At 49.2% G+C, this 26,888-nt stretch carries 23 protein-coding genes; 4 read left to right on the plus strand and 19 right to left on the minus strand.

The features are described 5' to 3' along the window. Window positions 1–43: 43 nt before the first annotated feature. The 3 genes from EXU85_RS18925 to EXU85_RS18935 all read right to left on the minus strand — a co-directional run bounded on the left by EXU85_RS18925 (window position 44) and on the right by EXU85_RS18935 (window position 5,367). Window positions 44–1,105 carry a DUF4249 domain-containing protein gene (locus tag EXU85_RS18925; RefSeq protein WP_142773584.1) on the minus strand — a complete coding sequence of 354 codons (1,062 nt, stop codon included), beginning with the start codon at window positions 1,103–1,105 and terminating at the stop codon, window positions 44–46. Further along, window positions 1,105–3,513, minus strand: coding sequence for a TonB-dependent receptor (locus EXU85_RS18930; RefSeq protein WP_142773585.1), 2,409 nt, complete (start codon window positions 3,511–3,513; stop codon window positions 1,105–1,107). The genes EXU85_RS18925 and EXU85_RS18930 overlap by 1 nt, the downstream gene beginning before the upstream one ends. A 144-nt stretch (window positions 3,514–3,657) precedes the next feature. Then, window positions 3,658–5,367 carry a DNA polymerase/3'-5' exonuclease PolX gene (locus tag EXU85_RS18935; protein ID WP_142773586.1) on the minus strand — a complete coding sequence of 570 codons (1,710 nt, stop codon included), beginning with the start codon at window positions 5,365–5,367 and terminating at the stop codon, window positions 3,658–3,660. A 132-nt stretch (window positions 5,368–5,499) separates the two neighbouring features. Here EXU85_RS18935 and EXU85_RS18940 point away from each other — a divergent pair, with 132 nt between their 5' ends. Beyond that, complete coding sequence (locus tag EXU85_RS18940; RefSeq protein ID WP_142773587.1) at window positions 5,500–5,805, plus strand: 2TM domain-containing protein; 306 nt, start codon at window positions 5,500–5,502, stop codon at window positions 5,803–5,805. Between the two features lie 9 nt (window positions 5,806–5,814). Further along, a complete protein-coding gene (locus EXU85_RS18945; protein WP_142773588.1) occupies window positions 5,815–7,017 on the plus strand; it encodes an NAD(P)/FAD-dependent oxidoreductase in 1,203 nt (400 codons plus the stop codon). Here the strand turns inward: EXU85_RS18945 and EXU85_RS18950 are convergent. The 4 genes from EXU85_RS18950 to EXU85_RS18960 all read right to left on the minus strand — a co-directional run bounded on the left by EXU85_RS18950 (window position 7,007) and on the right by EXU85_RS18960 (window position 9,276). After that, window positions 7,007–7,573, minus strand: a complete 567-nt coding sequence (locus EXU85_RS18950) for a pentapeptide repeat-containing protein (protein ID WP_142773589.1) — start codon at window positions 7,571–7,573, stop codon at window positions 7,007–7,009. The two genes, EXU85_RS18945 and EXU85_RS18950, sit on opposite strands and share 11 nt — an antisense overlap. 12 nt (window positions 7,574–7,585) lie before the next feature. After that, entirely contained in the window at window positions 7,586–8,380 is a 795-nt protein-coding gene (locus EXU85_RS18955) for a thymidylate synthase (protein ID WP_142773590.1), read from the minus strand. A gap of 110 nt (window positions 8,381–8,490) precedes the next feature. Continuing rightward, complete coding sequence (locus EXU85_RS35395) at window positions 8,491–8,646, minus strand: hypothetical protein (RefSeq protein WP_168207823.1); 156 nt, start codon at window positions 8,644–8,646, stop codon at window positions 8,491–8,493. Window positions 8,647–8,817: 171 nt separating this feature from the next. Beyond that, window positions 8,818–9,276: an OsmC family protein gene (locus EXU85_RS18960; protein ID WP_142773591.1), complete on the minus strand. Its 459-nt coding sequence runs from the start codon at window positions 9,274–9,276 to the stop codon at window positions 8,818–8,820. Between the two features lie 61 nt (window positions 9,277–9,337). Here EXU85_RS18960 and EXU85_RS18965 point away from each other — a divergent pair, with 61 nt between their 5' ends. Next, entirely contained in the window at window positions 9,338–9,691 is a 354-nt protein-coding gene (locus EXU85_RS18965; RefSeq protein WP_142773592.1) for a hypothetical protein, read from the plus strand. Window positions 9,692–9,713: 22 nt separating this feature from the next. On the opposite strand, the gene EXU85_RS18970 is transcribed toward EXU85_RS18965, so the two are convergent. The 12 genes from EXU85_RS18970 to EXU85_RS19025 form a co-directional block, all read right to left on the minus strand. Continuing rightward, entirely contained in the window at window positions 9,714–11,225 is a 1,512-nt protein-coding gene (locus tag EXU85_RS18970; protein ID WP_142773593.1) for a glycerol kinase GlpK, read from the minus strand. Between the two features lie 81 nt (window positions 11,226–11,306). Continuing rightward, on the minus strand, window positions 11,307–12,287 hold the full coding sequence (locus EXU85_RS18975) for an ABC transporter permease (RefSeq protein WP_142773594.1): 981 nt from the start codon (window positions 12,285–12,287) through the stop codon (window positions 11,307–11,309). A gap of 129 nt (window positions 12,288–12,416) precedes the next feature. Continuing rightward, a complete protein-coding gene (locus tag EXU85_RS18980; RefSeq protein WP_142773595.1) occupies window positions 12,417–13,916 on the minus strand; it encodes a sugar ABC transporter ATP-binding protein in 1,500 nt (499 codons plus the stop codon). Further along, on the minus strand, window positions 13,910–14,626 hold the full coding sequence (locus EXU85_RS18985; RefSeq protein ID WP_142773596.1) for a DUF2291 domain-containing protein: 717 nt from the start codon (window positions 14,624–14,626) through the stop codon (window positions 13,910–13,912). Before EXU85_RS18985 ends, EXU85_RS18980 begins: the two co-directional genes overlap by 7 nt. 5 nt (window positions 14,627–14,631) lie before the next feature. After that, on the minus strand, window positions 14,632–15,585 hold the full coding sequence (locus EXU85_RS18990; RefSeq protein WP_142773597.1) for a D-ribose ABC transporter substrate-binding protein: 954 nt from the start codon (window positions 15,583–15,585) through the stop codon (window positions 14,632–14,634). Between the two features lie 102 nt (window positions 15,586–15,687). After that, window positions 15,688–17,091, minus strand: a complete 1,404-nt coding sequence (locus tag EXU85_RS18995; RefSeq protein ID WP_142773598.1) for a DUF1593 domain-containing protein — start codon at window positions 17,089–17,091, stop codon at window positions 15,688–15,690. A gap of 105 nt (window positions 17,092–17,196) precedes the next feature. Continuing rightward, a complete protein-coding gene (locus EXU85_RS19000; protein ID WP_142773599.1) occupies window positions 17,197–18,177 on the minus strand; it encodes a transketolase family protein in 981 nt (326 codons plus the stop codon). Between the two features lie 148 nt (window positions 18,178–18,325). Then, complete coding sequence (locus EXU85_RS19005) at window positions 18,326–19,363, minus strand: nucleoside hydrolase (RefSeq protein WP_142773600.1); 1,038 nt, start codon at window positions 19,361–19,363, stop codon at window positions 18,326–18,328. A 39-nt stretch (window positions 19,364–19,402) separates the two neighbouring features. Further along, entirely contained in the window at window positions 19,403–20,212 is an 810-nt protein-coding gene (locus EXU85_RS19010) for a transketolase (RefSeq protein ID WP_142773601.1), read from the minus strand. A gap of 131 nt (window positions 20,213–20,343) precedes the next feature. After that, window positions 20,344–21,819: a DUF1593 domain-containing protein gene (locus EXU85_RS19015; RefSeq protein ID WP_142773602.1), complete on the minus strand. Its 1,476-nt coding sequence runs from the start codon at window positions 21,817–21,819 to the stop codon at window positions 20,344–20,346. A 9-nt stretch (window positions 21,820–21,828) separates the two neighbouring features. After that, complete coding sequence (locus tag EXU85_RS19020) at window positions 21,829–22,716, minus strand: alpha/beta hydrolase (protein WP_142773603.1); 888 nt, start codon at window positions 22,714–22,716, stop codon at window positions 21,829–21,831. Between the two features lie 258 nt (window positions 22,717–22,974). Continuing rightward, window positions 22,975–24,393 (minus strand): L-fucose/L-arabinose isomerase family protein, encoded by a 1,419-nt coding sequence (locus EXU85_RS19025; RefSeq protein ID WP_142773604.1) that lies wholly within the window; start codon window positions 24,391–24,393, stop codon window positions 22,975–22,977. A 329-nt stretch (window positions 24,394–24,722) separates the two neighbouring features. On the opposite strand from EXU85_RS19025, the gene EXU85_RS19030 reads away from it, so the two are divergent. After that, window positions 24,723–26,885 carry an alpha-rhamnosidase gene (locus tag EXU85_RS19030; protein WP_210422385.1) on the plus strand — a complete coding sequence of 721 codons (2,163 nt, stop codon included), beginning with the start codon at window positions 24,723–24,725 and terminating at the stop codon, window positions 26,883–26,885. Window positions 26,886–26,888: the final 3 nt, after the last annotated feature.

Below are 26,888 nucleotides of genomic sequence, written 5' to 3' on the forward strand. Positions count from 1 at the left end.
TTTATCACTTACCCCCAAACCGATTAATAAGTCCAGAATAGGTTTAGAACTGCCACCAGCGTGGTTTATTAGGTGTACGATATAAACTATTTTCACAAACGACACAGGCCGAAGGCTGCGGCACAATTGGTATAGGGTCTGCATCAGGAGTACCCTGTCCCCCACTACGATCAACATTGATATATTGTTCAGATACGCCTGTCGCTCCAAAGTACCCGTAAACGAGCGTGGCTGGGTCGTTTACACAGTGAAGATTGCCCTGCACCGACGAGGGTGCCGCATCGAATAACCCACCCGTGTTGCTAACTAACCCTTTCACACTTTTCCAAAATTGATAAGCCCCTTTGCTAATCGCCTGTTGCTGTACTTCGAGATAATACTTACTGGTCGATTTATAAGGTACACGCATGATTAACTGCCGACTGATGGCCTGACCATTGATATTGGCATCAGAACTAAGGCTGATGCAATTATAACAACGGGTGATATTCCAACAATTTGAACAGCATCCTAAACCTGTGAGCGTCCCATTTGGCAGCTCTCGTTGCGAACAGACCGCTGTAAATTCATAGTTCTGCCAGTCCCATTTGTAGTAGTTCCCGAGTACCTCAGGATCTTTGGTATCCAGGTAAACATTCCAACCCTGGTTCTTGGCAAAATTCAGCCCTCCTGTTTCTACAGTGTACTCATAATACAGTTTCAGAATTGGGGGAGCAGCCTGTAATACTTCAGCATCCGACTCGTACTGCTTTCCGGCTTTGGTCTTGATTGTCAGTTTATAACTACGCCCCGCCACTCCCTGAATCCCGTTGGCTGACGTTACATAAACCCCGCCCGGCGATTGCTCCTTCAGTACTTCCTGGTTACCAAGGTTATCAGAAATAGTCACTGTTGCCCCCGTTTCGAGCAGATTCAAACTCTTGTAAGAGTAATCTGCGGTCTTCGTTAATTTGACGGAATAGGGTCCCGGCTGATCGGTAATTTGCCCTTCTACAATCAATGATGTCGGAATGCTAACACTACCTGGCTGAAACTCCGTGACGCACGAAATAACCAGTGCCAGAACAAGTAGTAGTTGGGCATATATAAAATAACGTAGCCTCATCAGAATTTAAAATTATAGGTCAGCGAGGGGAAGGCGGTTCCGAATATAGATAGCTTGTACGCATCTGAAGCAGAGGCCGGACTCAGTTTATAAAAAATAGAATATGCATTTTTGTGCGCGTACACGTTGTAAACGGAGAACACCCAACTGCTCTGGTTGCGCTTTTTCTTGAGCGGATTTTGCTCAAAAGTCATTGAAAAGTCGAGCCGGTGGTAGTCGGGTACGCGCTGCTGATTTCGATCGATGTAGATCGGAACAAGTATACCGCCCACTCGGGCAATTGCGGCTGGCTGCGTGGTTGGTCGACCAGTGCTATACGTAAAATTCAAGGACATGCTGAACCAGGTGGAGGGACGGTACGTAGCCAGAACGTTCAATGTATGCGGCTTATCGTAATTGGCCGGATAGGGATTTCCATTGTTCACCCGTTCGTCAGTATAAGGGCTGTTCATCGTCAGGAAGGTACGGGCGAATGTATAACTCATGAAGCCCGTCCAGCGACCTTTGTTTTTCCGCAGCAATCCTTCAAGTCCGTAGGCCTGACCACTTCCCTGTACAATCTGGGTTTCCACGGCCTTCGCCAGCTGCAACTCGGCCCCATCTCGGTAATCAATAGCATTAGTCAGGGTTTTATAATACATCTCGCCCGATACTTCAATCGCGTTATCGGCCGTATTTCGAAAATATCCCAGCGACCATTGATCGGCGATGACTGGCTTTGTGTACTGATCACTCAGGTGCCAGCGTGAGGTTGGCAAGGCAGCCGTTGTATTTGTCACTTGTTGAATGTACTGGCGTAACCGGCTATAACCAGCCTTGATGGCTTTTCCCTCACCCACCGACCAGCGTATAGCCAGTCGAGGCTCCAATCCTCCGGTTGAGTGGTAAACCTTTCCAGCAGCATAGGTTTGGGTTGAGGTAACCGTTTCGTCCTGCTTGGGGCCATTTTCCTGATAGGTACGTACCGATGCCGGGCCGCGGTTCAACAACTCCGAATAACGTAAACCGGCAACCAGGGCTACGTTCGTATTTAATTTCCATTCATCCTGAATGTAAGCCGCCAGTTCATAAGCCCGTTCGCGATCGAGATCAACCGGCAGCACATTGGAGTAGGGGCCGGGTATTCGGGTATTGGGTTGTAGCAGATAGTCGATGGCGCTCACGCCAACTTGCCACTGGTGGGTTTCGTTCGGCGTAAAGGTTAAATCCGATTTGATCTGTCGGTGCCATACGCCTGATTGAAGCTGAAACGCATTCGATGAATCGGGGGAAGACAAATCAGCCTTATAACGACTCAGAATAACGGCAGTAGCCAGGTTCACCTGCTTACTCATGAAGTAATTCCAGCGCAATACCGCGTTCATTGTCTGGTAATTGAACTGGGTCGAAGACGCATTGATTTCCTGCCCCGACAATGAATCCGATGCCAGTTTGAAAATATCTTTACTGAGATAGCCTGTTAGTGTAATCGTGTTTTTCTCATTGGGTTGATACTTAAACTTAGTGGTCAGATCATAGAAGTTGGCCTTTGTCCCTCTGAGATTTGGGGGAGCTAGTTTAAACAGAAAATCATTGAACGACGCCCGTGCGGCTACCAGAAACGACAGTCTATTTTTGATAATTGGCCCTTCAACTGCTAATCGGCTCGATATTATGCCGATTCCCCCGTTCACGCTCCACTTCTCAGCATCGGGTTCTTTAATCTTTACATCCAGTACCGACGATGCTCTACCACCAAAAGCCGCTGCCACGCCCCCCCGGTTCAGGGTTACATTACTCACCACGTCAGGGTTGAATACCGAGAAGAAGCCCATTAAGTGGCTGGAATTGAAGACAGGTGCATCGTCGAACAAAATCAGATTCTGATCGGCGCTTCCCCCCCGAACATTATACCCCGGTGCCCCCTCGCCTACCGTTGTCACACCCGGCAACAGCAGTAAACTGCGCACAATATCGACCTCCCCCATTAACGGTGGAATGCGCCGGATACTCTTAATGCTTAACTGCGATACTCCGATTTCGATCTTACGTACATTCCGATCCGGTGCCTCGCTCGTTACAACAACCTCCTCCAGATCCTTTGAGTCATCTTCCATGACGATCTCGCGGAAGAGCGTTCTTTGCAGCGAAATCGTGTCTTGTTTGGTCCGATAACCAACGTGTGAAAATCGCAGGATATAGTTACCGGGTGGAAGTTGTACGGTATAAAAACCATCTTTTGCCGTCACGTAGCCTTTGGATACGTTCAGCACCACGATGTTCGCCCCCTGGATGGGCTTCCCGGTTTTAACATCCTTCACATAACCCGTTGCCGAAAACGTAACCGATGGCGTAGCAGGATTTCGTTGCTGGGCAAAAGCCCCGTTGAGCAAACACAATGAAAACAACAGTAAAAGTAAAACGCGCATAGAGTCGGGATTAGAAGCGCAGAATAGCGTATGATAATACTATCTGAAAATGACGGGGCAATACAATAAAAGGGTAGATCTGTCTAATTTACCCTTTTTCGTATTGTCATTAACCAATAATTAATATTCCTTAGCTCATTCTACCTAAGCGCCCTTACGTATTTTCTTCCGCCGTTGTTGCAGATAGTCGGTCATTTCTGCCAGCGTCAGCGCATTGAAGGTCATCGCTTTTGTTAAGCCACCTTTGCGTCCGATCGCTACGCCATAGTGCATGTCCAGCAAACCGGCCAGATCGTGGGCGTCGGGGTTGATACTCAGCATGACGCCTTGTTGCATGGCGTAGTCGATCCAACGCCAGTCGATGTCGAGACGGTAGGGACTGGCGTTGATTTCGATGACGACGTTGTGTTCGGCGCAGGCGTCGATGATGGCGCGATGATCGATGGGGTAGCCTTCACGAGCCAATAACAACCGGCCGGTTGGGTGGCCCAAAATAGTGGTGTAGGGGTTTTCAATAGCCCGCAACAAGCGCGTGGTGGCTTTTTCGAGCGACATGGTCAGAGTTTGGTGGACGGATGCGACGACATAATCGAACGTGGCCAGCGTAGCATCGTCGTAGTCTAATGAGCCATCGCCCAGAATATCGGATTCGATGCCTTTGAAGATCCGAAAATCATTGCCAAAGCCTTTGTTGAGCTGGTCGATCTCCAGTTGTTGCTGTTGCACCCGCTCAGCATCCAGGCCACCCGCGTACGAAGCGGTTTTCGAGTGATCGGCAATGCCGAAATAAGTTAACCCTAACTCGCGGCAGTACGCAGCCATACCGGCCACCGACTGTTTCCCATCCGACCAGGTGCTGTGGTTATGAAGCGTTCCGCGCAGGTCTTCCCAGGTTACTAGTTCGTCGTTCTGGTGCCGACTGGCCCAACGAAACGCAAAATCATCCTCCCGCATTTCAGGAACGATGTAAGGCAAACCGGCCCGTTCATAAATGGCGGTTTCGGACGTTTCTTCGCTAGTATACGCTGCCTGCAATAAGGTCACCCCACCAGCTCCGGCCTGTTTCAAATGCGGCTCGGCAGCCGTGTGGATGAATAACTGACGGTCGATCTGCTCGGCAGGGTAAAACAGAATCTCGACCTGCACATCGAAACCCGCCAGCCGACCGCGCCACGCAAACGGCGACGATTCCAACTCATTTTGTTCCAGATTTGGCAGTTGACCGAGGGTTAACATCGCCGAAACCGGATCGCTGGTTTGCACAAGCAATTGCACTACATCGACTTCCTGCGCTTTCAAACGCACCTGCCCGCTGATTTCGACCCGCTCGAAGCGTTTCATCAGTTCATCGTGCAGAAGGTTAGCGATCATGGCTGCTTTGTCCATGCGCACTTTTCCCTGCTGCTCCTGCAAAAACTCCAATGCCGCCAGAATTTTTTCCTGCGTGCTGGCCCCAAATCCTTTGATTTTAGCAATCTGACCGTTCTCCCCTGCCAGCTGCAGATCGCGGAGATTATCGATACCCAACTCACGCCAGAGGGTACGTACTTTCTTGACACCCAGCCCTTTGATACGAAACATGTCCAACACGCCCGAGGGTGTTTCAGCTAGTAGTTCATCGAGGTCCGTTAAGCGACCCGTATCGGCAATTTCCCGAATTTTCTGGGCAACAGATTTACCAACACCCTGTAGTTTAACGAGTTCTTCAACGGGCAAGTTGGCCAGATCGGCGGTAGATTTATCCAGGTTAAACGCTGCAGTCTGGAATGTGCGTGTCTTAAACGTATCGCGGTCGTGGAGTTCCATCAACCGGCCCGTGAGTTCGAGCAGGTCAACGATTTCAGAATTGGTCATGAGAAAACGGTCATTTACTCCGCAAGTTAGGCAATCGGTCAGATTTTCGCAGGCGTCAGCAATAGGCTGACTATACCTTTACCTCATCAGCCAGCCAATTGGCTCAATCAACCTCAAAACGCTATCAACACAATGGAATCCTCGACACCAATGCCCGAACGCGATAACTATCTCTGGAAGAAAGCGAAAGCCCGCGTCGGCTTTCAGATGCACCTCCGTACCTATTTGATCGTCAATGCAGGGCTCTGGCTTATTTGGGCCTTTACCAACTTCGCTTTCCGTTCATCTGGACACTACGGATCGGTTTTCCCTTGGCCATTCTTTGCGATGTTTGGCTGGGGTATCGGGCTGGCCTCACATTATCTTGCGGTTTACCACAACAGCGAAAAGTCCATGATTGAAAAAGAATATCAGAAATTAGTTAGTGAGCAACGATAGGTAAAATCAATGTCGATCAATACAAAAAAAGCAATTCTCATTGGTTGCGGTATTTCAGGGCCAGCAATGGCTCTATTTTTAAAACGGGTTGGAATTGACGCCACGATCTACGAAGCGCGAAACCAGCCTAAAGATGATGCTGGAGCCTTTTTAGGCATTTCACCAAACGGATTAAACGTACTTAAGAATTTCATACCTATCGGCGAAATTCTTACCGAATTTACGCCGGGGAAAATGACATTCTTCAATGCAAAAAACAAGAACATTGGTGAAATCGATACGGCAAATCAAAACGAATTATACGGCGCAGAAACTGTACAATTAAAACGAGATTTGCTCACTAAAGCCATTCGCGAAGTGGCCATTGTCAATGGAATTAAAATCGAGTTAGGCAAGAAATTAAAATCAATTTCTCAATGCGAGGATTCGGCAACTGCTTTCTTTGAAGATGGAACAAGCGCTACTGCCAATTTTATAATTGGTTGCGACGGCATTCATTCAGTAACCCGTAAGTCGCTGTTCCCGAATGGACCAGCCCTTTCGTACACTGGGCTGCTTTCGACAGGTGGTTTTACCAGACTGGCCAACGTTCAAAGTTTATATGGGTCCATTCGGATGACCTTTGGCGAGAAATCGTTTTTTGCCTACGCCGTTTCCAACGTAGGCGACGTCTGGTGGTTCAATAACATTTCCCGAGAAAAGGAACCAAGGCGCAATGAATTGGCTGCCTTAGAACTCGACCAGCTCAAAGACACACTAGTAGCGTTACATAAAAATGATCCAGAACCCATTGCTGAGATTATCAAATCGGCTGATAGTGTGGAAATTTACCCGATTTACGACATCCCATTTCTAGAAAAATGGCACAAAGGCCGGGTTTGTCTGATTGGAGATGCCGCCCATGCGATAGCACCCCATATTGGCCAAGGAGCATCCTTAGCGCTGGAAGACACCATTGTTTTAGCCAAATGCATTCGAGATTTACCAACCCCGGAATCAGCCTTCGACAAATTCCAATCGCTACGGCAAAGCAGAGTACACAAAATTGTTAAGGAAGCTCGAAAAGTGGGCGACAATAAAACCGTCCCCAATAAATTCCAGCAGTTCTTCAGAGATTTATTATTACCTTTTTTTGTAAAGATGGAAGCAAAAAAAATGGACTGGGTGTACGCCTACAAAGTAGATTGGAATGAAAAAATCATTATCCGTTGATGATCAACTCATACTTCGTCAATAAACCGGGCAAATTTTGCAAAGAGAATTTAGCCTTCTTCATTTTATTTTCGTCCGGATTCAATTCAATGTTATAAGAACTTGAGAAATCTACCTGTGTCAAGTCATTGCCTTCAAATTTGGCGAACTCCAGATTACAGTTTTTAAACACGCTTCCAATCAGATCACATTTTATAAAGTGAGCCTCTATAATTGAACAATCTACAAATTTGACTTTCTTTAATTTCCGATTCAGAAAAGCCGTATTATCAAGTTGGCATTCCTGAAAATTAACGTGAAATCCAAACGCATTGCACTGGCCAAAATCTACATACGCTAGTTTACAGGTAAAAAAACTAACATCGTAGAGTTTCACATTTCCCAGTCCAACTCTCGTTAGATTACAGTCTTCGAAACGACAATTGATAAAGTTTGAGTTTGTAAATTCGGTTCGGGATAAATCCAGCTTTTTGAATGTACAGTGCTCAAATTCCTGATTCGTCCATTGGTCCGGTAAGTCCTCAAGTTGAGCAAAAGTCTGCTTATAATACTCCATGTAAACGTTTACCTAGACGGCCACCGGTGCCTTAATAGCCGGATATGGATTGTAATTTTCGAGCGTAAAATCGGCATAGGTGAAGTCAAAAACCGATTTCACATCCGGGTTCAGACGCATGGTTGGTAGTGGACGAGGCTCACGGGAAAGCTGCGTCTCAACCTGCTCCAAATGATTCAGGTACAGGTGCGTATCACCCCCCGTCCAGATGAATTCGTGCGCCGTAAACCCACACTCCTGTGCAATCATCATCGTAAATAACGCATAGCTGGCAATGTTGAACGGTACGCCCAGAAAGACATCGGCACTGCGCTGATAGAGCTGGCAGGAAAGCTTACCGTCTGCCACATAAAACTGCATCAGTAAATGGCAAGGGGGCAGCGCCATGTTCGGGACATCGGCCGGGTTCCAGGCCGAAATAATCATCCGGCGCGAATCGGGTGAGTTTTTCAGTTGCTTCAATACGTCCTGCAACTGGTCGATCACGCGCCCATCTGGTGCGGCCCAGCTACGCCATTGTTTGCCATACACGGGCCCCAGATCACCATTCTCGTCGGCCCACTCATCCCAGATCGATACACCGTTGTCTTTCAGGTACTTGATATTGGTATCGCCTTTAATGAACCACAGCAATTCGTGAATAATAGACTTTGTATGTACCTTTTTGGTGGTCAACAATGGGAATCCATCTTGCAGATTGAAGCGCATCTGGTAACCAAATACGCTAATGGTACCGGTGCCGGTGCGGTCGGTTTTGCGGGTGCCGTTGTCGAGAATGTGGCGAAGCAGGTCGTGATATTGTTGCATAAACAAAAGTCGTAAGTCGACGGTCGTCAGGCAAACTTTAGGGCAAAAAATAACCTCGCTATTTACATAAGTAGCGAGGTTAACAAACTATTCAACGTTTAGTCAAGCCCTTATACCTTGGCTTTTTTCATGCAACAGGCATGGCTGCCTTTCTCACAAGTGGCAGACTTGGCTTTTTTCACTTTCTTCTCTTTGCTCACTTCGCCAGCAAATGAAAGGGTAGTCAGGGTGGTCAGCAGGGCCAGACCAAGTAAGGCTTTTTTCATGGCAAATGCAGTTGTTAAGGTTCTTAACGCATTAACGCGCTTCGAGCTAATTTATGCAAAAACTACGCCATATGTATTTAACCGCAAAGGGCGCTAAGGCAAGCGCAAAGAACGCAGAGATTTTTTTTATATACTTTGCGTTCTTTGCGCCTACCCTTGCGCCCTTTGCGGTTAAGAAATTTCAAATGAATACGTTATCTCAGTAGAAGGCCGCAGTTGGGCCGTTGCCGAGCAGTATTTGTCCATCGATAGGTCGATAGCCCGTTTTACTTTCTCAGGGTTTAACTGGCCTTTCAGCAGATAGGTGATATGGATTTTTTTGAATGGAGCCGGGATGGCGTCTTTTTCGCGTAAGCCATCCACTTTCAGTCGAAAATCTTCGATTACCTGTTTCTGTTTTTTCAGAATCAGAATTACATCGATAGCTGAGCAACCCGCCAGGCCCATAAGCATCATTTCCATAGGACGTGCTCCGGCATTGTGTCCGCCAATATCCGTAGCCGCGTCGATGTGTTGCGCCACGCCCGACTTTCCTAAGGCTTCGAAATGGAAGGCATCGTCAACGCGTACGAGTTCAACCTGCATGGTCGTGTATTCCTGAATGGTATCAACTGGTTGTGAATCAATCATTGTCTTTTTTGCGTTTATCAGGTGAAGTGTTTATTTTCACCATTTCAAAGTAAATAAAATCATGTCCGAAAAATTCACCGACGACCTCTTCGACCTTAAAAACGACCGGCGGTTGAGTGTGTATCTATACCGGGCTGGCTTTGGAGCCTGGTTGCTTTACATCGTATCGGGCGCGCAGTTTATGCAGTCGATGCGCATGTACCGAACAGATTTCGGGGTGTTCTCGTTCTTTCTGATGGTCATGGGTTTATCCGCGTCCATGATCTACGATTACTATCATCATCCGGTTGAGTTTGCTCAAAAGAAAAAATGGCTGGCTTTCAGCTATTTGGTTCTAGCTGGACTGGTTTACTTCTTTATTCTGCACAACGAACCAATATCTCTTGAGCACCTTTTCGGGTCGGGTTTGTTTTAATTTGCCTAAAACGTATTGGCACTTAGTTGATAACCGTTTGCCATCCCGCATAATCGGCAAGGGCCTTTTCCTGACCAATGCCCGGATTAATCGTTTCCCTATTCGAATTAATTGAGGTCAGGTAAGCCAGGTCTTTATAAATTCCTGCCTTAAGCCCTGCCAGATACGCAGCTCCCTGTGCCGATACATCCGGCATGCCTTTGTTAACGACAGACTTACCAAGTAGATCAGCCAAAAACTGGAGAACAAAGGTATTCGCACTGATGCCTCCATTCACCATCAGTTCTTCCAGCGGAATACCCGTATCCTGTTCCATCGCGACAATAACGTCCTTGATCTGGTAGGGAATGGACTCCAGAGCCGCCCGGACAATATGATTTTTGCTCGTGCCAAACGTCAGCCCTGAGATAGATGCTTTGCGCGACATTTGCCAGTGAGGAGCGCCCAAGCCGCTGAAAGCCGGAATTATATAGACGCCACCATTATCAGCAACAGCCGTTGCCATCGCTTCCGTTTCGGGGCTTTCAGCAAATAATTCCAGCGTGTTTTTCAGCCATTCGATGGTTGCCCCACAGGTGACAATAACGCCTTCCAACGCATAATCTACCGAACGTCGCGGTTCCCCGCCGGGACCCGGCCGTTCCTCAGTGCTCCAGCAAATCGTGGTGACCATCCCATGTTTCGATCTGATGGGTTTTTCACCGATGTTCATAATGATGGAGCAACCTGTCCCTAATGTCGCTTTGGCCGTGCCGGGCGAGAAACAACCCTCGCCAAAGGCAGCTGCGTGTGAATCGCCAATCAGGCTGGTAATGGGCAAATTATGATCGAACAACCCATTGAAATTCGACTCACCGAAGAAGGCTGACGAGGGCTTTAGCTCCGGTAAATTCAGTTTCGAGAGGCCAAACGTTTGTAGCAGTTCCTGATCCCAGGCCAGCGTATTGAGGTTGAAAAACAGGGTTCGGGAGGCATTCGTATAATCGGTCAGATACTGTTGGCCGTTCGTTAATTTATAGAGTAGCCAGGTATCGACCGTTCCGAAATACGCCTTCCCCGCATCAATCGTCTGCCTGACCTTTTCGACATTCTCGTACAACCAGATGAGCTTGCTGCCCGAAAAATACGGATCAATGAACAGTCCCGTTTTTTCCTGAATCGTCTCCTCCAATCCATCCGCTTTTAGTCGCTCACACACGCCGATGGAGCGCTTGCACTGCCAGACGATGGCATTATGCAAGGGTTCTCCCGACTCGTCCCAAACGACGAATGTTTCGCGTTGATTCGAAATTCCACAGGCTTTGATCACCTTCAGATTACCCCCTTCGGCCGCAAACGCGCCCATGCATTTACCAACGGATGTGAGCACATTCCGAAAAATTTCGTCGGGCTCCTGCTCCACGTACCCATCCCCAAAATAGTTGGTTTTCAACGGCTCCGACGCGCGGGCAACAACGTTACCAGCTTCGTCAAACAGAAGCGTTTTGGTACTGCTGGTGCCTTGATCAATGGCAAGAATATAGGAACTGGTCATGTGTGTTAATGTAAAATGAACAATGAATATTGAATAATGCGGTTCCCCTGACCATCAGTCTGGCGTCTCATTTTACATTATTCATTTTTCATTATCCATTCGCTTGTCGATAATAACAGCCAGCAAAATCACAAATCCCTTCACGACCTGCTGCCAGAACGGGGATACGTTGAGAAGTACCAGCCCGTTGTTCAGGACGCCAATAATGATGGCACCCTGCACCGTCCCTAAAATGCTACCCCGTCCGCCCGACAGCGACGTACCGCCAATGACCACAGCCGCAATGGAATCCAGTTCGTAGCTGGTACCGGCGTTAGGCTGGGCCGAATCCAGCCGGGAGGTAACGAGTAAGCCGCCAACGGCCGCCAGTCCACCGGCTAGGCTGTAGACCGCGATTTTGATTTTGTTGATGTTCACTCCCGACAATCGGGCCGCGCTTTCGCTGCCGCCAATGGCATAGATATAGCGTCCAAGGCGGGTTTTATTTGTAATCAATACCGCAATGGCGACGATGATGCCTGACAGCCAAACGGGCAAAGGAATGCCTAAAAACCAGCCCGTTCCTAAAAAGGTAAACGAATCACCTAAGCCGGTAATTGGAAAACCTTCTGTCCAGAGCATGGTTAGTCCGCGGGCGATGGTCAACATGGCGAGCGTCGCTACGAAAGGCGGCAGTTTGAACCGTGTGATGGCCCAGCCGTTGAACCAGCCCAAGCCAGAACCCGTAACCAAACCCGCCAGTGTAGCCCCTAATAGCGTAAAGCCAATGTACAGGTTCTGATATGGCAACTGAATACCGTTTCGGAGTAAACCCGCCGTGATGGCTCCCGACAGGGCCAACACAGAGCCAACCGATAAGTCGATGCCCGCCGTTAGCACCACGAGCGTCATGCCCGTTGAGATACAGACGTTTACCGAAATCTGCCGCAGGACGTTCCAGAAATTGGCCACCGTCAGAAATTTATCGGACATCAGGCTGATGCCCAGACATAGAATGAACAGGGCAATCAGTGACTGAAATTTGGTTAAAACAGGCCGGTAGGAATTTAAGGTTGCTTGCATGCTGGTTATAGGTTTACGGTATTCAGTTTATGGTATTTGGTTCACTGTATTCGGCATTTAGCTTACGGTATTAGACTGCATCGCGCACCATAAACCGAATACCATAGACTGTAAACTGTATAGCATAAACTATTTAGGAATCGCGGCTTTGAGAATCGAGTCTTCCGTTGCATCCTGAATTGCCATTTCGGCGGTTAAGCTTCCTTCGCACAGGACCAGGATACGATCAGAAATCGCCAGAATTTCGGGCAGTTCGGAGGAAACGACCAGGATTCCCATACCGGCATCGGCCAATTGCAAAATGAGTTTATAGATTTCGTTCTTGGCGTTCACATCGATGCCCCGCGTGGGTTCGTCTAGCATCAACAGCTTGGGGTTCGTGGCCAGCCATTTCGACAACACGATTTTCTGCTGATTACCACCACTCAGATTTTTAGCCGTTTGCTTCTCCGAAGGCGTCTTGATCCGCAAATCAGCAATGTATTTCTTCGCCAGTGTCGATTCTTTTTTCTGGCTCAGGAAACCCGCCTGTTCAATGATCGACAGGGATGTTAGGCTAATATTAGTCTGTACATCCAGGCCTAATACCAGGCCATCTTTCTTGCGATCTTCCGGAACCAGCGCCATACCTGCCCGAATCGCATCAATGGGTGCCTTAAACTGAACCTGCTGACTGTCAAGATGAACCGTACCACTCGAACGCTTTGGGTGGAGGCCAAACAGGGTTTCTAATAATTCCGTCCGTCCTGCTCCCATAAGCCCAAAAATCCCAACAATCTCTCCCCGGCCAACCGTAAACGAAAGATTTTTTAGCTGGTTTTCCTGCACACGAACCAGGTGCTTGAGACACAGGTTTCCGACCGACAAGATCGGTTCGTAAACTTGATCATTCGCTTTTCGGCGGATGCTGGTAACATCACGACCCACCATTTTACGAATCAGCGTATCGTGATCGATGCCCTGCATACTACCTGATTCGATGGACTTCCCATCCCGCAAAACGACGTAGCGATCGGCAATCGTGAACAGCTCATCCAACTTATGCGAGATGTACACAATGGCCTTATTCTCATTTCGTAAACTGGTTATAATGCTGAACAAAACCGCCACTTCACTTTCGCTAATGGCCGACGTAGGTTCGTCCATGATAATCACCTCCGACTCAACGAGTAACGCTTTAGCAATCTCAACGACCTGCTGCTGACCCACTTTCAGTTCGACAATCAGCGTATCGGGATCAATATTCAGCTTGAGCTTTTCGAGGAGTTCGCGCGTTTTGAGTCGCATGGCTTTCCGGTCGAGGGTGCCCCAGCGGGTAGTGAGTTCGCGGCCCAGAAAGACGTTTTCGGTAATGCTCAGGTAAGGAATCAGGTTCAGTTCCTGGTGAATGATGGCAATTCCGCAAGCCTGTGCGTCCCGAATCGTATCGAACCGAACGGGTTGCCCCTTGAACACGATTTGTCCTTCATAGTCAGGATATACGCCCGACAGGATTTTCATCAGCGTCGACTTCCCGGCCCCGTTTTCGCCAATCACAGCGGTCACCTGACCCGCCAGAAATTCAAGGCAGACCTGATCGAGGGCCGTTACGCCCGTAAATCGTTTCGTGATATTTTCTGCTACTAACATGGTTTGTAGGGCTTGGCGCAGGGAGCAGGGAGCAGGGGGCGCATTTTGATGGTCAGGGACTTATCTCCCTGCCCCTTGCTCCCTGCGCCAAGCTCTACAGAAATAGGAATTACCTCTACATCATCCAGATGCAAATGTTCTCTATTCAGTTCGATGGCACCGACAAACTTCACCGTGCTTCCTGCTTTCGCACTGGCTTTAAATGGTGGCACCACCTTTTTGCGAATGATGCTGTTGAGTTCGGCGGATACGTTGTTGAGATCCATCGTGTTATCGAACTCGGTAATCTTGATCAAGCCCGATGCATCGCGGACGGCGTTGCCAAAAATGTACTCGGTAGCCAGTCTTATCGTTTCCCCAGAAGGTAACGCAAGTGTTACATCGTTATCGCCAATGGTGGTTATTTTGCCCTCCCCTTTCACCAGGAAATAGCGAATATTACCGATGCCTAATGCGTGCGAATACGTATCAATTGCTTTCTCTTTGTCCGTTTTCAGCAGCGTTAGAAGCGTACTAAAATCGGTTGCGGTTGATGTGGCTGGCAATAGTTTCGACGTCCAGAATGTCTGCGCATAGGCGACCGGATCAAATTTTGAAGTCGAGTTTGAGCCAGTCTTTACTTCATCCAGTTTTTTGAAATAAACGGAGTTATAGGCCACAACACCCAACAAAACTAGTAGCACCGCGTATTTGAGGCTATTTTTCGGCATGGTCTTTATAGCTTTTTGGGGCTGCTGTAATCCTTTATATTCTCCTGATCGACCAATTCGACAGCTACGGGTATCTTTTTAGCGAAGTCCCGCTTGCCTTTGATGTACTCGTCGGCATACTGAGCGGCCGTTTTGGCCATGGTTTGGGGCGATTGTAAACCCGTCGCCTTAATCTTGCTATCCCGGATGGAGTTCATCACATCATCGGCCCCATCGAAACCAAACACACCAACCTCTTTCGCCTTTCCGGCAGCCACCAGCGCCTGATAAGCGCCCATTGCCATGGCATCGTTTCCGCAAAAAACGGCGTTGACATCGGGGTGCGCTTGAAGTATGGACTCGAGTACCTCCATGGCCTTATTCCGATCGAAATCAGCGCTTTGCTGAGCCACCATCTTAAAGTTAGGATACTGATCAACTACACTATGAAAACCCTTCGAGCGGTTCCAGGTGTTGTTGTCGCCCACCAGCCCCAGAATTTCAACATAGTTGATGGGTGCGTCTTTGGCTTTCGCCCGCAACGTTTGGGCAAAGTATTTTCCGATAGCCACACAGCCGGAATAGTTGTCGGACAAAATCTGGCAGGTAGCGGCCTGGGGCGAATTGACTTCCCGGTCCATACAGAACACCGGTATACCCGCGTCTTTTGCCTTCATGGCATTTACGATGGAGCCATCGGAGTCTGTCGGGTTTAGCAGAATAGCACTGAATCCTGATACGATGGCGTTCTCGAAATGGTCACTTTCCAGGGCCGTGTTGTTCTGCGAATCGAAGATTTTGGTTTCGTACCCCAAGGCCTTTGCCTGAGCCGCTGCCGTTTCGGCCAGCACCACAAACCAGGGATTATTGAGCGTAGACACAATTACGGCCACTTTCTTCGGTTGGTCAGAAGTGGATTTAGTTGTACAGCTTCCGGCCAGGAGGAGGGCCAAGAGCCATAGGAAAATGAGTTTATTCATGGTAAGTTCAGGAAGGATAGACCGCAGATTGTCATGATTTTTATGATTAATTAAGATCATTTTTCAAATCATAAAAATCATGACAATCTGCGGTCTATCAGGTTATGGAAACACTGTTACAATCACCCGCTGATAACGGGTCAGGGCTGGTGTTCCCGTATCGGTCACGGCTAGAATAACATGAAGCGTTTCAGGTTTATCGACCTTTGGCGCTACGATAAAGGCGTTCATTTTCTGTTTATCCTGTACCTCAAGTATACGGTTGCTTTCAAACGAGCCCGGCTCCCGGTAATAGATCCAGTCATAGGTTAAGGCATTGCCATCGGGATCGGTCGATCCATCGGCACTCAGCATGACTTTTTCGCCACTCTTGGCTCGCAATTCGTTAGCGTGTCCAAGCTTCGCAATGGGCGGGTGATTGGCCTCTTTATACGGTTTGACAGACCAGTCGATGCGGGCGGCAAAATCGTTTTGGTAGGCTTTGCGCCAACGCCAGATCGTGGCTTTATTACTGGTATGCCAGGCGCTGTCTGCTCCCATCACCTCATCTTCCGCATCTGACCAGAACGGACGGGTTTCGGGTTCGTAAAACCACTTGCGGGTTCGGGGGGTATAAAATTCATAGCGACCACCCCAACTTCCATAATTCGGATGTTCGGGATCGCTTAATCCGTTGTTAATCAACCCTAAAAAACTAGGTGTATCGCCCTCCATCAGGAATTTTGTAAAGGGGTGTTCGGCACCCAGCGGGCCATGATTTTTACGGATATGCTCATCTAACCAGGGATTATCGACGATGCTGAAATCGCCACCCCGAAACCGGCCGTGAAAGTTATCGCCACTGATTCCGCTCCAGGTGGCATAATGATACGCACCACCCGCATGCCTGCCGGGACTGGCGATGTAAAACAGATTCGGGAAGGTTTTGCGGAGCCAGGGGCCGGAATCGTCCTGATCCGAAATGGTGTACACCCGTAGCTTGGCCACAAATTGATCAACCTCATCGGGCATGCGGGTCTGACGAACTTTCCAGAGCGCCTGCGCCAGACAGTTAGCCCCACCCCAAACCGGAATCCAGACCGGCCGATTGTCTTTCTTATCGACTACCGAAATAATCCACTCCGACCCTTCGGAATCGTTACCCGGCCCGACGGCTTCCATACCGTACTTGGGAATCGACGGCTTGATAACGCTCAGCAGATAAGCGGTTTCAGGATAGCCCTTCTCGTGAAGCAATAAGTTAGTTCTTACTTTCCCGTAAGCCGTTACAATCTGCTTTATTTTTTCCGGCGCAACCCGATTCGGCTGATGGACCGACGTCGTCGCAATCAAACCTTCTACATCCCATTGATTCGAATACGTCAGAAAACGCACCATCGACTGGGCGTCATCCGGTTCGTTTTCGATATCCGTTAATACTAGAACCCGGAGTTTTTGAGCGGGTTGCTGGGCATGGCTGGATATGAATGATAACGCTATAAGGAGAAAAGGAAGTAGGGTTTTCATGGGTTTAGGATAAAGGTTTAGAAGCTTGCCTTAACCCCTAAATCCCCTAAAGGGGACTTGGCTCACTCTTAAACAAAGTCCCCTTTAGGGGATTTAGGGGTTAATCTACTTATCTATCAACGTCAGCGCTTCTTTCGCAATACCACTCTCCGACAAACCGTAGTGGTTAAAAATCTCTACCTGCGAGCCCGTAACCGTGTATTCATCAGGAATACCCATGATCTTGAAGCGATTACGAAACCCATTCATCATCAGAAATGATGCACAAGCCTCGCCAAGTCCACCAAACACACTATGTTCCTCGACCGTCAGAATCGGGCAACCTTTAGCGGCTACGGCTGCTAACAAGTCATAATCCAACGGCTTGATCGTGTGCATGCTGATGACCGTTGCCCGGATGCCATGCAGAGCTTCTAACTGACGGGCTGCCTGAAGCGCGGGATAAACCGTTTCACCCGTTGCAACCAGTATCAACTCATCGCCTTCATTTACGATGCGCCCTTTACCAAACTCAAAATGCCGATTCTCTTCTGATAATAGCGGCATCGCTTTCTTCCCGAACCGAATGTAGATTGGATGCTCCGTTTCGGCAGCTAGGCGAATCGCCTGTTCGGTTTCGAAATTATCGGCGGGGGCTACGATGATCAAATTATGAACCGCCCGGAGAGCCGCAAAATCGTGCAGGCTGTGGTGAGTTGAGCCCAACGCTCCATAGCTTACCCCCGCACTGATACCGATGAGTTTCACCGGATTATCGGAATAAGCCACGTCGGTTTTGATTTGCTCGAACGACCGCGCTGTCAGGAAACAGGCGGGCGATACGGCGAAAACTTTCTTGCCCGTTGACGCCAGGCCAGCCGCTACGCCCACCAGATTTTGTTCGGCAATACCGATTTCAATGATCTGAGCTGGGTATTTCTGACCAAACGGCACGAGTTTACCCGATCCACGCGAATCACTGGTGACGGCCAGAATCTGTTTATCGGTAGCCGCTAATTCCTGAAGCGTAGTGGAAAAGACATCCAGGTTAGCCCGCGCCACGTCAGGCTGACTCTTTTTATCGACTACTGTACTTACTTCTCCCATGGTTGTATTGTCAAAAGATTGTCATTCATAGTCATTGGGGGTCATTTGCCGCGCGTCATTGGTTGTCATTCGTGGGCATTTTTTGTCATTGGGTGCCGAGATACAGATGACAGCTTATTGACCACCCATGACGCGCAGCAACTGACTATTACTGACCACTCATCAGTTCCAGTTTGGCAAAAAAATCACTAAACATCAGGTTCGTATCCAGGAATGTATACACTCGAATGGGTCTTCCGGCGTGGTTGTGGGCGTAGGTTCCGGCCGGATTGATGCGCGGAGCCTGCCGAATCACGTACTGACTCGACGAAGGGTCTGGCTCAAACGACGACTGGAGGGCTGTAAGCAACACCAGCGGGCTATCGCCCAGAATGTAGGTTTCGCCAATATTGATAAATCGTTGAATCCGTGCCATCAACGTCTCCAGCGTTCCACTCAGGTAAGCGCCAATCTGGCCCCGTGGCTTCACTTTTGTCAGCAGTTGGGCGTATGACAGCAGGCATTGCCGGTACACGTTTCGGGGTATTTGCCACAACGGCAGCATAGATCGGTTGAAGACCGCCCGAGCAGCCGCCTGGTCGATGTTCAGGTTGTACTCAACCTCCGAATAACCCGGTGGAGGCAGGGCTAATTCACTGTATTCAGGGCCACCAATCCAGATGAGTGTCAGTTTGCTAGCAATTTGAGGGTTGGTCAGCGCAGCCGACGCAATTTCAGTTAGCCCGGCCCCGCAAACCACGTACAGGGGTGTTTTCGTATCGGTACGTAAGGCTTCCTGAATGATGAAGTTGACCGCTTCGTTTTTTACGGGTGTACTGTCATTCACCATCGCGGTATTTGAGCCCGCAAAGACGGGAATAGTTTTGGTCACATTCATCGTTTGTAACACCTCCCGCGCCTTTTTGGCGGCATTATCGGCCTGTGTTTTCGAAGGATCAAACCCATCACGAGCATTTAAATGCGAGCCGATAATAGCCCGAATCTCTACCGAGGGCGACATCAGTAAATGAGCCAGTTGGAACAAACCGTCGGGGTCTCCACTGAAATCGTTGTCCACGATGACGCGCATTCGGGGTTCCACAGCCGCCAGGCCCTTCGGTTGGCCGAGGGAAGCCAATGAGGTTATCAGGCTCAGACTCAGGCCAAGGCTCCACAGTCGAAAATTCATTGTTTCTACTTTTTTCATTGATTTTTTATTCACCGCACCAGCGGCCTGGCTAATCGCTCATTCACTCAATTCAGCCAGTGCCTGTTCGTACTGTTCGTTGTTGGGTACGCCGTGGTGCCATTTCAGTTGGTTTTCCATGTAGCTTACGCCCTTACCTTTTACGGTATTGGCAATGATCAGACTAGGCTTTCCGGGTTCGAAGGGCAACGCATCAAAGGCGTCGGTCAAGGCCTGAAAATCGTGTCCATCCACCTGCCGAACCGACCAGCCAAAGGCTTCGAATTTCCTGTCGAGGGGATCGGTGCTGCACACGTCGGCCGTTGGTCCCGAAATCTGTAGGGTATTCTTATCGACGATGGCGCAGAGGTTATCGAGCTTATAGTGAGACGCTAACAAAGCGGCTTCCCAATTGGAACCTTCGGGCAGTTCGCCATCGCCCAGGAGCGTGAATACCCGATACGCCAGACCATCCAGCTTTGCCGATATAGCCGTACCGACGCTTAACGGCATGCCATGCCCAAGCGACCCTGTATTCTGCTCAACACCAGCTACTTTTTTGGTCGGGTGACCAATGTAGTGTGATTTGTATTTGCACAGGGTTTCCAGATCCGATTCCGGGAAAAATCCTTTGTCGGCCAGCACCACATAGAGTGCTTCGACTGTGTGGCCTTTGCTCTGAATATACCGGTCGCGGGTGGGCGATTTGGCTGTTTCGGGACTGACATTCAAAACGTTATTATACAGCACATTCAGAATGTCGATACAGGACAGGCTACCGCCCGTATGCCCGGCGTTTGCCCCAACAATGTATTTGAGAATATTCCGGCGATACTGCACCGACTTTTTGGCTAATTCATTGACCGTCATAGCTATTAATTTTAGATTCTATTGATCCTGTGGATTCTATTGATTTTGATGAGCCGCCTGCTATGCCACCCGCGGCTGTAGTTATCAAGTTTATCATCAACAGAAACTATAGAATCAACAGAATCATACTATTATTTAGGAGATACCTGGACAATGACTCGTTTATAGCGCGTCAGAGCTGGCGTTCCTTTATCTGTCACTTTCAGAATAAAATGAATGGTCTGGGGGCTATCCACCTCGGGGGCCACAACCGTGTGGAGATTGGCCAGGTTAGGCTGAAATGGGGCAAACCGAATGACACCCTTATAAGTCCCTGCCTCCGGATACTGGAACCAGTAATAACTCAGCGCGTCGCCATCCGGATCGGAGCTACCATCGGCATTCAGCCCGAAAATATCTCCCGATTTTACCTTCAGAACATCCGGGTGATTCAGCTTAGGAACCGGCGGGTGGTTAGCCCCCTTATAGTCCTTAACCATCCAGTCCATGCGAGCCGCGAAATCGTTCTGGAACTCTTCCCGCCAACGCCACAGTGTTACCTGCGTGCTGGTATACTTAGCCGTATCGGCCACCACAGGCCTCCCCCATCGGGACGATTTCATTGGCGAATAGGTATCCTCGGCATTAGTCCAGATGGGGCGGGTTTCGGTACCAGATACCGGGCCGGTTACAAGTTCTCCTCCCTGCGTACGCATGGGTCGACTCGGTTGCTGCGGTTCTGGTTTGGGAGTATATAACTCGTAACGGCCACCCCAGCCGCCGAAATTTGGATGCTCAGGATCATTTAGTCCATTGGGAATCAGGCCCAAAAAGGCTGGCGTATCACCTTCCATCCCATAGGCAACATCGGGGTATTCGGCCCCCAACGGCCCATGTCCCTGCTGAATATGCTGGGCAAGCCAGTCGTTACTGGTTACTTCATTATTGGCCCCTGGCATAAAACCAGTAATACCGATCCAGGTAGCATTTCGGTAATTTCCGCCGGGACTGACAATAAAGAAGACATCAGGAAAGTTTTTGCGAATCCAGGGACCGGAATCATCCTGATCGGAGATGGTATAGACGCGTAACTTTTTATAGAGTTGAGACGCCTGCGCTGCCGATTTCGTTTTCTGGATTTTCCACAGTGCCTGAGCCAGGCAGTTGGGACCGCCCCAAACGGGTACCCACAAGGGCCGGTTGTCCGGCTTTTCCAGTGTCTGGATAATCCATTCCGATCCTTCCGAGTCTTTCCCCTCACCAACGCCCTCCATTCCATAAACCGCCAGTCCCTTCCTGACTTTCTTCTTTAGCTCCGCAGCCGTTGGGTAGCCTTTGGCATGCTTCAATAAGTTCGGCTGAACCTTGTTGTAGGCATCCAACAGCCTATGAATGGTTTCAGGCGCTAGCCGATGTCGTTGGTGGGTTGAGGTGGTGGCAATCAGTCCCTCAATATCAAATTCGTTGGCATAGGCCAGAAAACGCACAAGTGACTGCGCATCATCCACATCAGCCTCTATGTCCGTGAGCACCAGCACACGCACTTTCGGACTGGACTGAGCCACCAAAACGGCAGGCAAACTCATCAATACCCAGATCAATACGAAACTATTCAGGAGCCATTTCATACGAATCATCTATGGTTTTGGCTTTAATAAACCCTGTTGATTGAGCCAGTCACCGAAGCGTTCAATCCAGGTATCGGTGGGTATATTCTGTTTATTCATGCCGAAGCCATGCCCACCTTTCATATACATATGCATTTCGACCGGGCGCTTGGCAGCCAGCCATTTACTGTACAGATCAACACTATGAGGAGCCAGATTTAGCTGATCGTCGGATGCGCAGACAAGAAACATCGGCGGTGCATCGGGCAGCACCTCGCTCTGGAGCGCAGCGGGCATATACGCATAAACCGGTGCGACAAAGTCAGGTCGATTGGCGGCTGCGTAGTTAAAGGCCGACGAAGCCGTTACCGTACCACCCGCCGAAAACCCGATAATACCAATCCGATCCGGGGCTACGTTAAACTCAGCAGCGTGTTTCCGAACATAAGCAATGGCCGCTTTCCCATCGGCAATAACCAATGGGATGGTGGCTTTATTCTCGGTCTCCCATTCAGCCTTACGTGGGCCGTTCAGGCTCGCCATCATATCGGCAAACGGATCGTCGGTGTTAATATGAGCCGTGCGGTATTTCAGGACAAAGGCCGTAACTCCTTTTTTAGCCAGCCATTTCGCCACGTCATTTCCCTCATTATCAATGGCTAAGAAATGAAACCCGCCACCAGGGCAAATAATCACCGAAGTTCCATTCGCAACCGATGGGTCTGCCGGAAAAACCGTGATTGTTGGGTTGACGACGTTGTAAATCGTCATCAGGTTAATGGCGTTTTTGTTGTTCTTTTTCTCATCCCAATTCCATTTTTCAGAACCGGGTGCCGGGCCATCGTAAATCCGAATTTCTTTTTGCTGTGCCTGGGCGACGCTCGACAAAAGGACTAAAAAGATGAGGGCTTTTTTCATGGATGGTTTGTTTTTGATAGTATTAAAAACTACCTAAAATTGGATTTCTGTTCGCTTGCCTCACCCCTAAATCCCCTAAAGAGCAGGGCTGTTAAGTTCTGAATTTTCTTTACTTAACCAGCCTCTTTTGTTAGCTTATTTTACCCCCCACCCCCTAAAGGGGGAGAAAATCCACTTCGGAGTACTCCCCCTTTAGGGGGTGGGGGGTAAAGACGATAGCACTTAACAGCCCTGCCCTTTAGGGGATTTAGGGGTGAATTAATGTGAATAAACCTCCCACCCCATGTAGTTCTCCATTGCTTCTTTCAGAATACCCGCGGTTTTCGAGGCATTCATCACCACATGGTGCTCGAAGCCATTCCGACACACATATTGCATCAGCCCCTGAAGATTATCGATCTGAGCAACAGCCCGGTTACCGAAGGTATTCAGGGCATCGTCGGTCAACGCGCCTTCGCCCACGTAGGCTTTTATGATGCCTTTGGGATCGTCGGTGCTGATGCGCCCGAAGGTAAGTGGAGACGCTGGCGTACGACCGGCTAATGCGCCATACGTATTCTCTTCACCCACCGAAGTTCCTAAAATCGGAGCTGTGCTGATTTCAATATCGGGTAAGAACGATTTAGCCCAGTTGCCGCAGTGGAACAGAACGCACTTGCTTTCGTCGTCGGCGTAGTTGTTGTTCCAGTCGACCAGTGCACTTGGCGAACCTGATGCCAATTGCATGGCGTACATGCTCAGGGTGCCCGTTACATCCACTTCGCAGGCGCTGGGGAGCATGTTCTCACTCATGATGCTCATGCTCGTGCAGACGTTACAGCCGTAATTTTGCTGAAGCGATGTCCAGCACTGAATGGCCGTAGCGTCCAGCGAATGCTCAGCCATAAAGTCATTCAGCACTACATCTAACTTGGCAATCTGAACGAGCTTATCATCCGGTGTCCGGCCCGTTGGCGTATACGCCTTGATGGCATCGAGCCGATCTTTTACCGATTGATCGGCTGCGGTCAGTTTATTGGCATTACCCAGAATCTGCGATAAATCGACGGTTACGACCGAAATCCCGTTACGCTGGAGGATTTTCTCACTGTAGCGAACCGTATTGAACCCGCCCGGACGAGCCCCGATTGCCCCAATCCGAACGTTCCGCAAGCCTTTCACAACACGGCAGGTGGCCATGAAGTTGAGCAGATCGGTATGGAAGCTCGGGTCTGACGGATGCACCACATGCTTGGTGGTCAGCGAGTACTTAATCCCGAACTGATAGAAGTTATTGCAAACCGAGATTTTGCCACACCACGCATCCCGCCGACGAGCCACATCCAGTCGATTCAAATCATCGGGATAGGCCTGAACAAGAACCGGTACATCCAGACGAGCCCATTTCAGCGTTTCGGCAATCCCCTTTTCATCTCCGAAGTTGGGTAGAACGACCAGAATGCCCATAATCTCATCGGCATGTTTCCGGAACAGTTCAGCGCATTTCTGGGCTTCCTGAAACGTTTCAACACCGCCGAGCTTGGTTGTCGATTCATCGAGCATAATGGGTTTAACACCCGCTTTCTGAAAGGCTTCCAGCAGATCGGCTCGGCACTCGCCAACTAATTTATCGGGAAAGAAGTCCCGGTTACCAATAATAACGCCTAAGGTAATGGGGGTACTTGGCTTTACGCTCATGGTTTAGAAGATCGCTATACGTCAATTCAATAGCTAGCTGAACAGAAGCTCATCTGGCTATCCAGACAAAGGTAAAAACAATAAATAGAAAACAAAAGAAAGAAAAAGTAAATATATAACGTTCATCCATTCCCTGTGAACGCTGAACTTTCGGAAAATTGACCAGATTGTATCGGGCAAATGTGGTACAAATCTAAGCTAAATACATTACGAATGAAGCCATTTTAGTGTTATACACAGCTCCAATTTAAAAATAACGCGAATACTTTCGTTTACTTTCTAAATGGTCGCTACTTTTGCGTTTTGGTATCATACTCCAACTCCTACACATGAAAAAAGCCTTTTCGTTCGTCTGCCTACTCTTCGTGTTTGTTTCGCCTGGCTTTGCCCAGAAACAGGCGACCTGGATCTGGTATCCGGGCGATTTTGAGATCTGGTTAGGCAACAACATGCAGAACCGACGCACGGAACGGGGTACGTTCCTCCCTCCTTTCTGGAAGCTGGACAGCCACTATAACCTGATCGATTTTCACAAGGACTTCGACCTGGCGCAAGCCGAGGAAGTTGACCTGTTTGTGGAAGGTAAGTACAATGTCAAGATCGATGGAAAGGCGTTTTCGGGTTATCCGAAGCGGATTACGGTACCGGCCGGAAAGCATAAAGTAAGCCTGAAAGTCTTCTGCCAGGATCGGGTTCCGTCTATTTATGTACGAGGCCAAAACGTGGTTTCAGACAATAGCTGGTTAGTGACATTTGAGGACAAAGAATGGATTGACGAAACCGGCAAAGCCTCCGATCAGTCGGGAACAACCTGGCTCAAAGCGGGTTCCTGGAATTTTACTGATCCGCAACTGCCTCCGTCCAAATTCAAACTGAATACCAAAGAGTTAGAAGCCGTAAAGGTGGACAAAAAAGCGGGCTCCCTCCTACTTGATTTCGGCAAAGAGACCTTTGGGTTTATCAGGCTGAAAGGCTTGTCGGGTAAGGGCAACGTCATGATTTACTACGGCGAATCGCAGGAAGAAGCGCTGGCCACGGCAACCTGCGAAACGACTGATAATCTGCAAATTGACCAGACGCAGAAGCGCGATTCGACCATGGAACTGACCAAAGCGTTTCGGTATGTGAATATCCAGTTCGATGGGAGTGTCTCGATGGATGGCGTTTCCATGCTGTACGAGTTTCTGCCCGTTGCCGATCGGGGCAGTTTCCGGTGTTCCGACGAGCAGATCAACAAAATATATGACGTTGCGGCTTATACGCTTCACCTGAATACCCGCGAGTTTTTCATCGACGGGATCAAACGCGACCGCTGGATATGGTCGGGCGATGCCGCGCAGAGTTACCTGATGAATTACTACCTGCTATTCGACTCGCCTTCGGTAACGCGGACGTTGTTGGCACTACGTGGCAAAGACCCCGTTACGAGCCATATCAATACCATTATGGACTATACTTTTTACTGGTTTATAGGCATTTACGACTACTACCAATACACGGGAGACAAAACCTTTATCCAGCAGTTTTACCCACGCATGCAAAGTCTGATGGACTACTGCCTGTCGCGTCGGAATAAAAATGGCCTGCTGGAAGGGCTCGCGGGCGACTGGGTATTTATCGACTGGGCGGATGGGCTGAGCAAGAAAGGCGAGGTCAGTTTTGAGCAGTTGCTGTTTGCCCGAAGTCTGGAAACAATGGCCCTCTGCGCCAACATTGTGAACGATACCCCCAACGCGACAAAGTACAATCAGTTAGCTACCGACGTAAAGGGGAAGCTCTTCAATGCTTATTGGAACGAGAGCAAACACGCGCTCGTACACAGCCGGATTGACGGCATGCCTACCGACAACGTAACGCGCTACGCCAACATGTTTGCTATCTTCTTCAATTACCTGGATGAATCTCAAAAACAGGCCGTTAAGCAACATGTTCTACTGAATCCCAACATTCCAAAAATAACCACCCCCTACATGCGTTTCTACGAGCTCGAAGCTCTCTGCGCCCTCGGTGAGCAAACGTATGTGACCAAAGAAATCAAGGATTACTGGGGCGGCATGCTTAATCTGGGAGCGACTTCCTTCTGGGAAGAATACAATCCCTCGAAAAAGGGCGCTGAACACTATGCGATGTACGGCCGCGACTTCGGGAAAAGCCTTTGCCACGCCTGGGGCGCCAGCCCCATTTATCTATTGGGCAAATACTACCTGGGCGTAAAACCAACCTCCCCCGCCTACGCGACCTATTTAATTGAGCCCCAGCTCGGTGGTCTACAATGGATTGACGGTAAAGTGCCGACTCCAGACGGTGACGTCAGCGTGTATTGCAGTGCTAAAGAAATCAAAGTAACGGGTGCTGCCGGCATTGGGACGCTCCGGTTTAAAAGCAAAACCAAACCCGTTTGCAAACAGGGTGACGTGCGGGCGGTGAGTGCCGGGCTGTATGAGCTGATGGTGGAGAAAGGGAAAAGTTACGTGGTGAGTTATCAGCTGTAACGC

Source organism: Spirosoma sp. KCTC 42546 (genome assembly GCF_006965485.1).
Classification (GTDB): domain Bacteria; phylum Bacteroidota; class Bacteroidia; order Cytophagales; family Spirosomataceae; genus Spirosoma.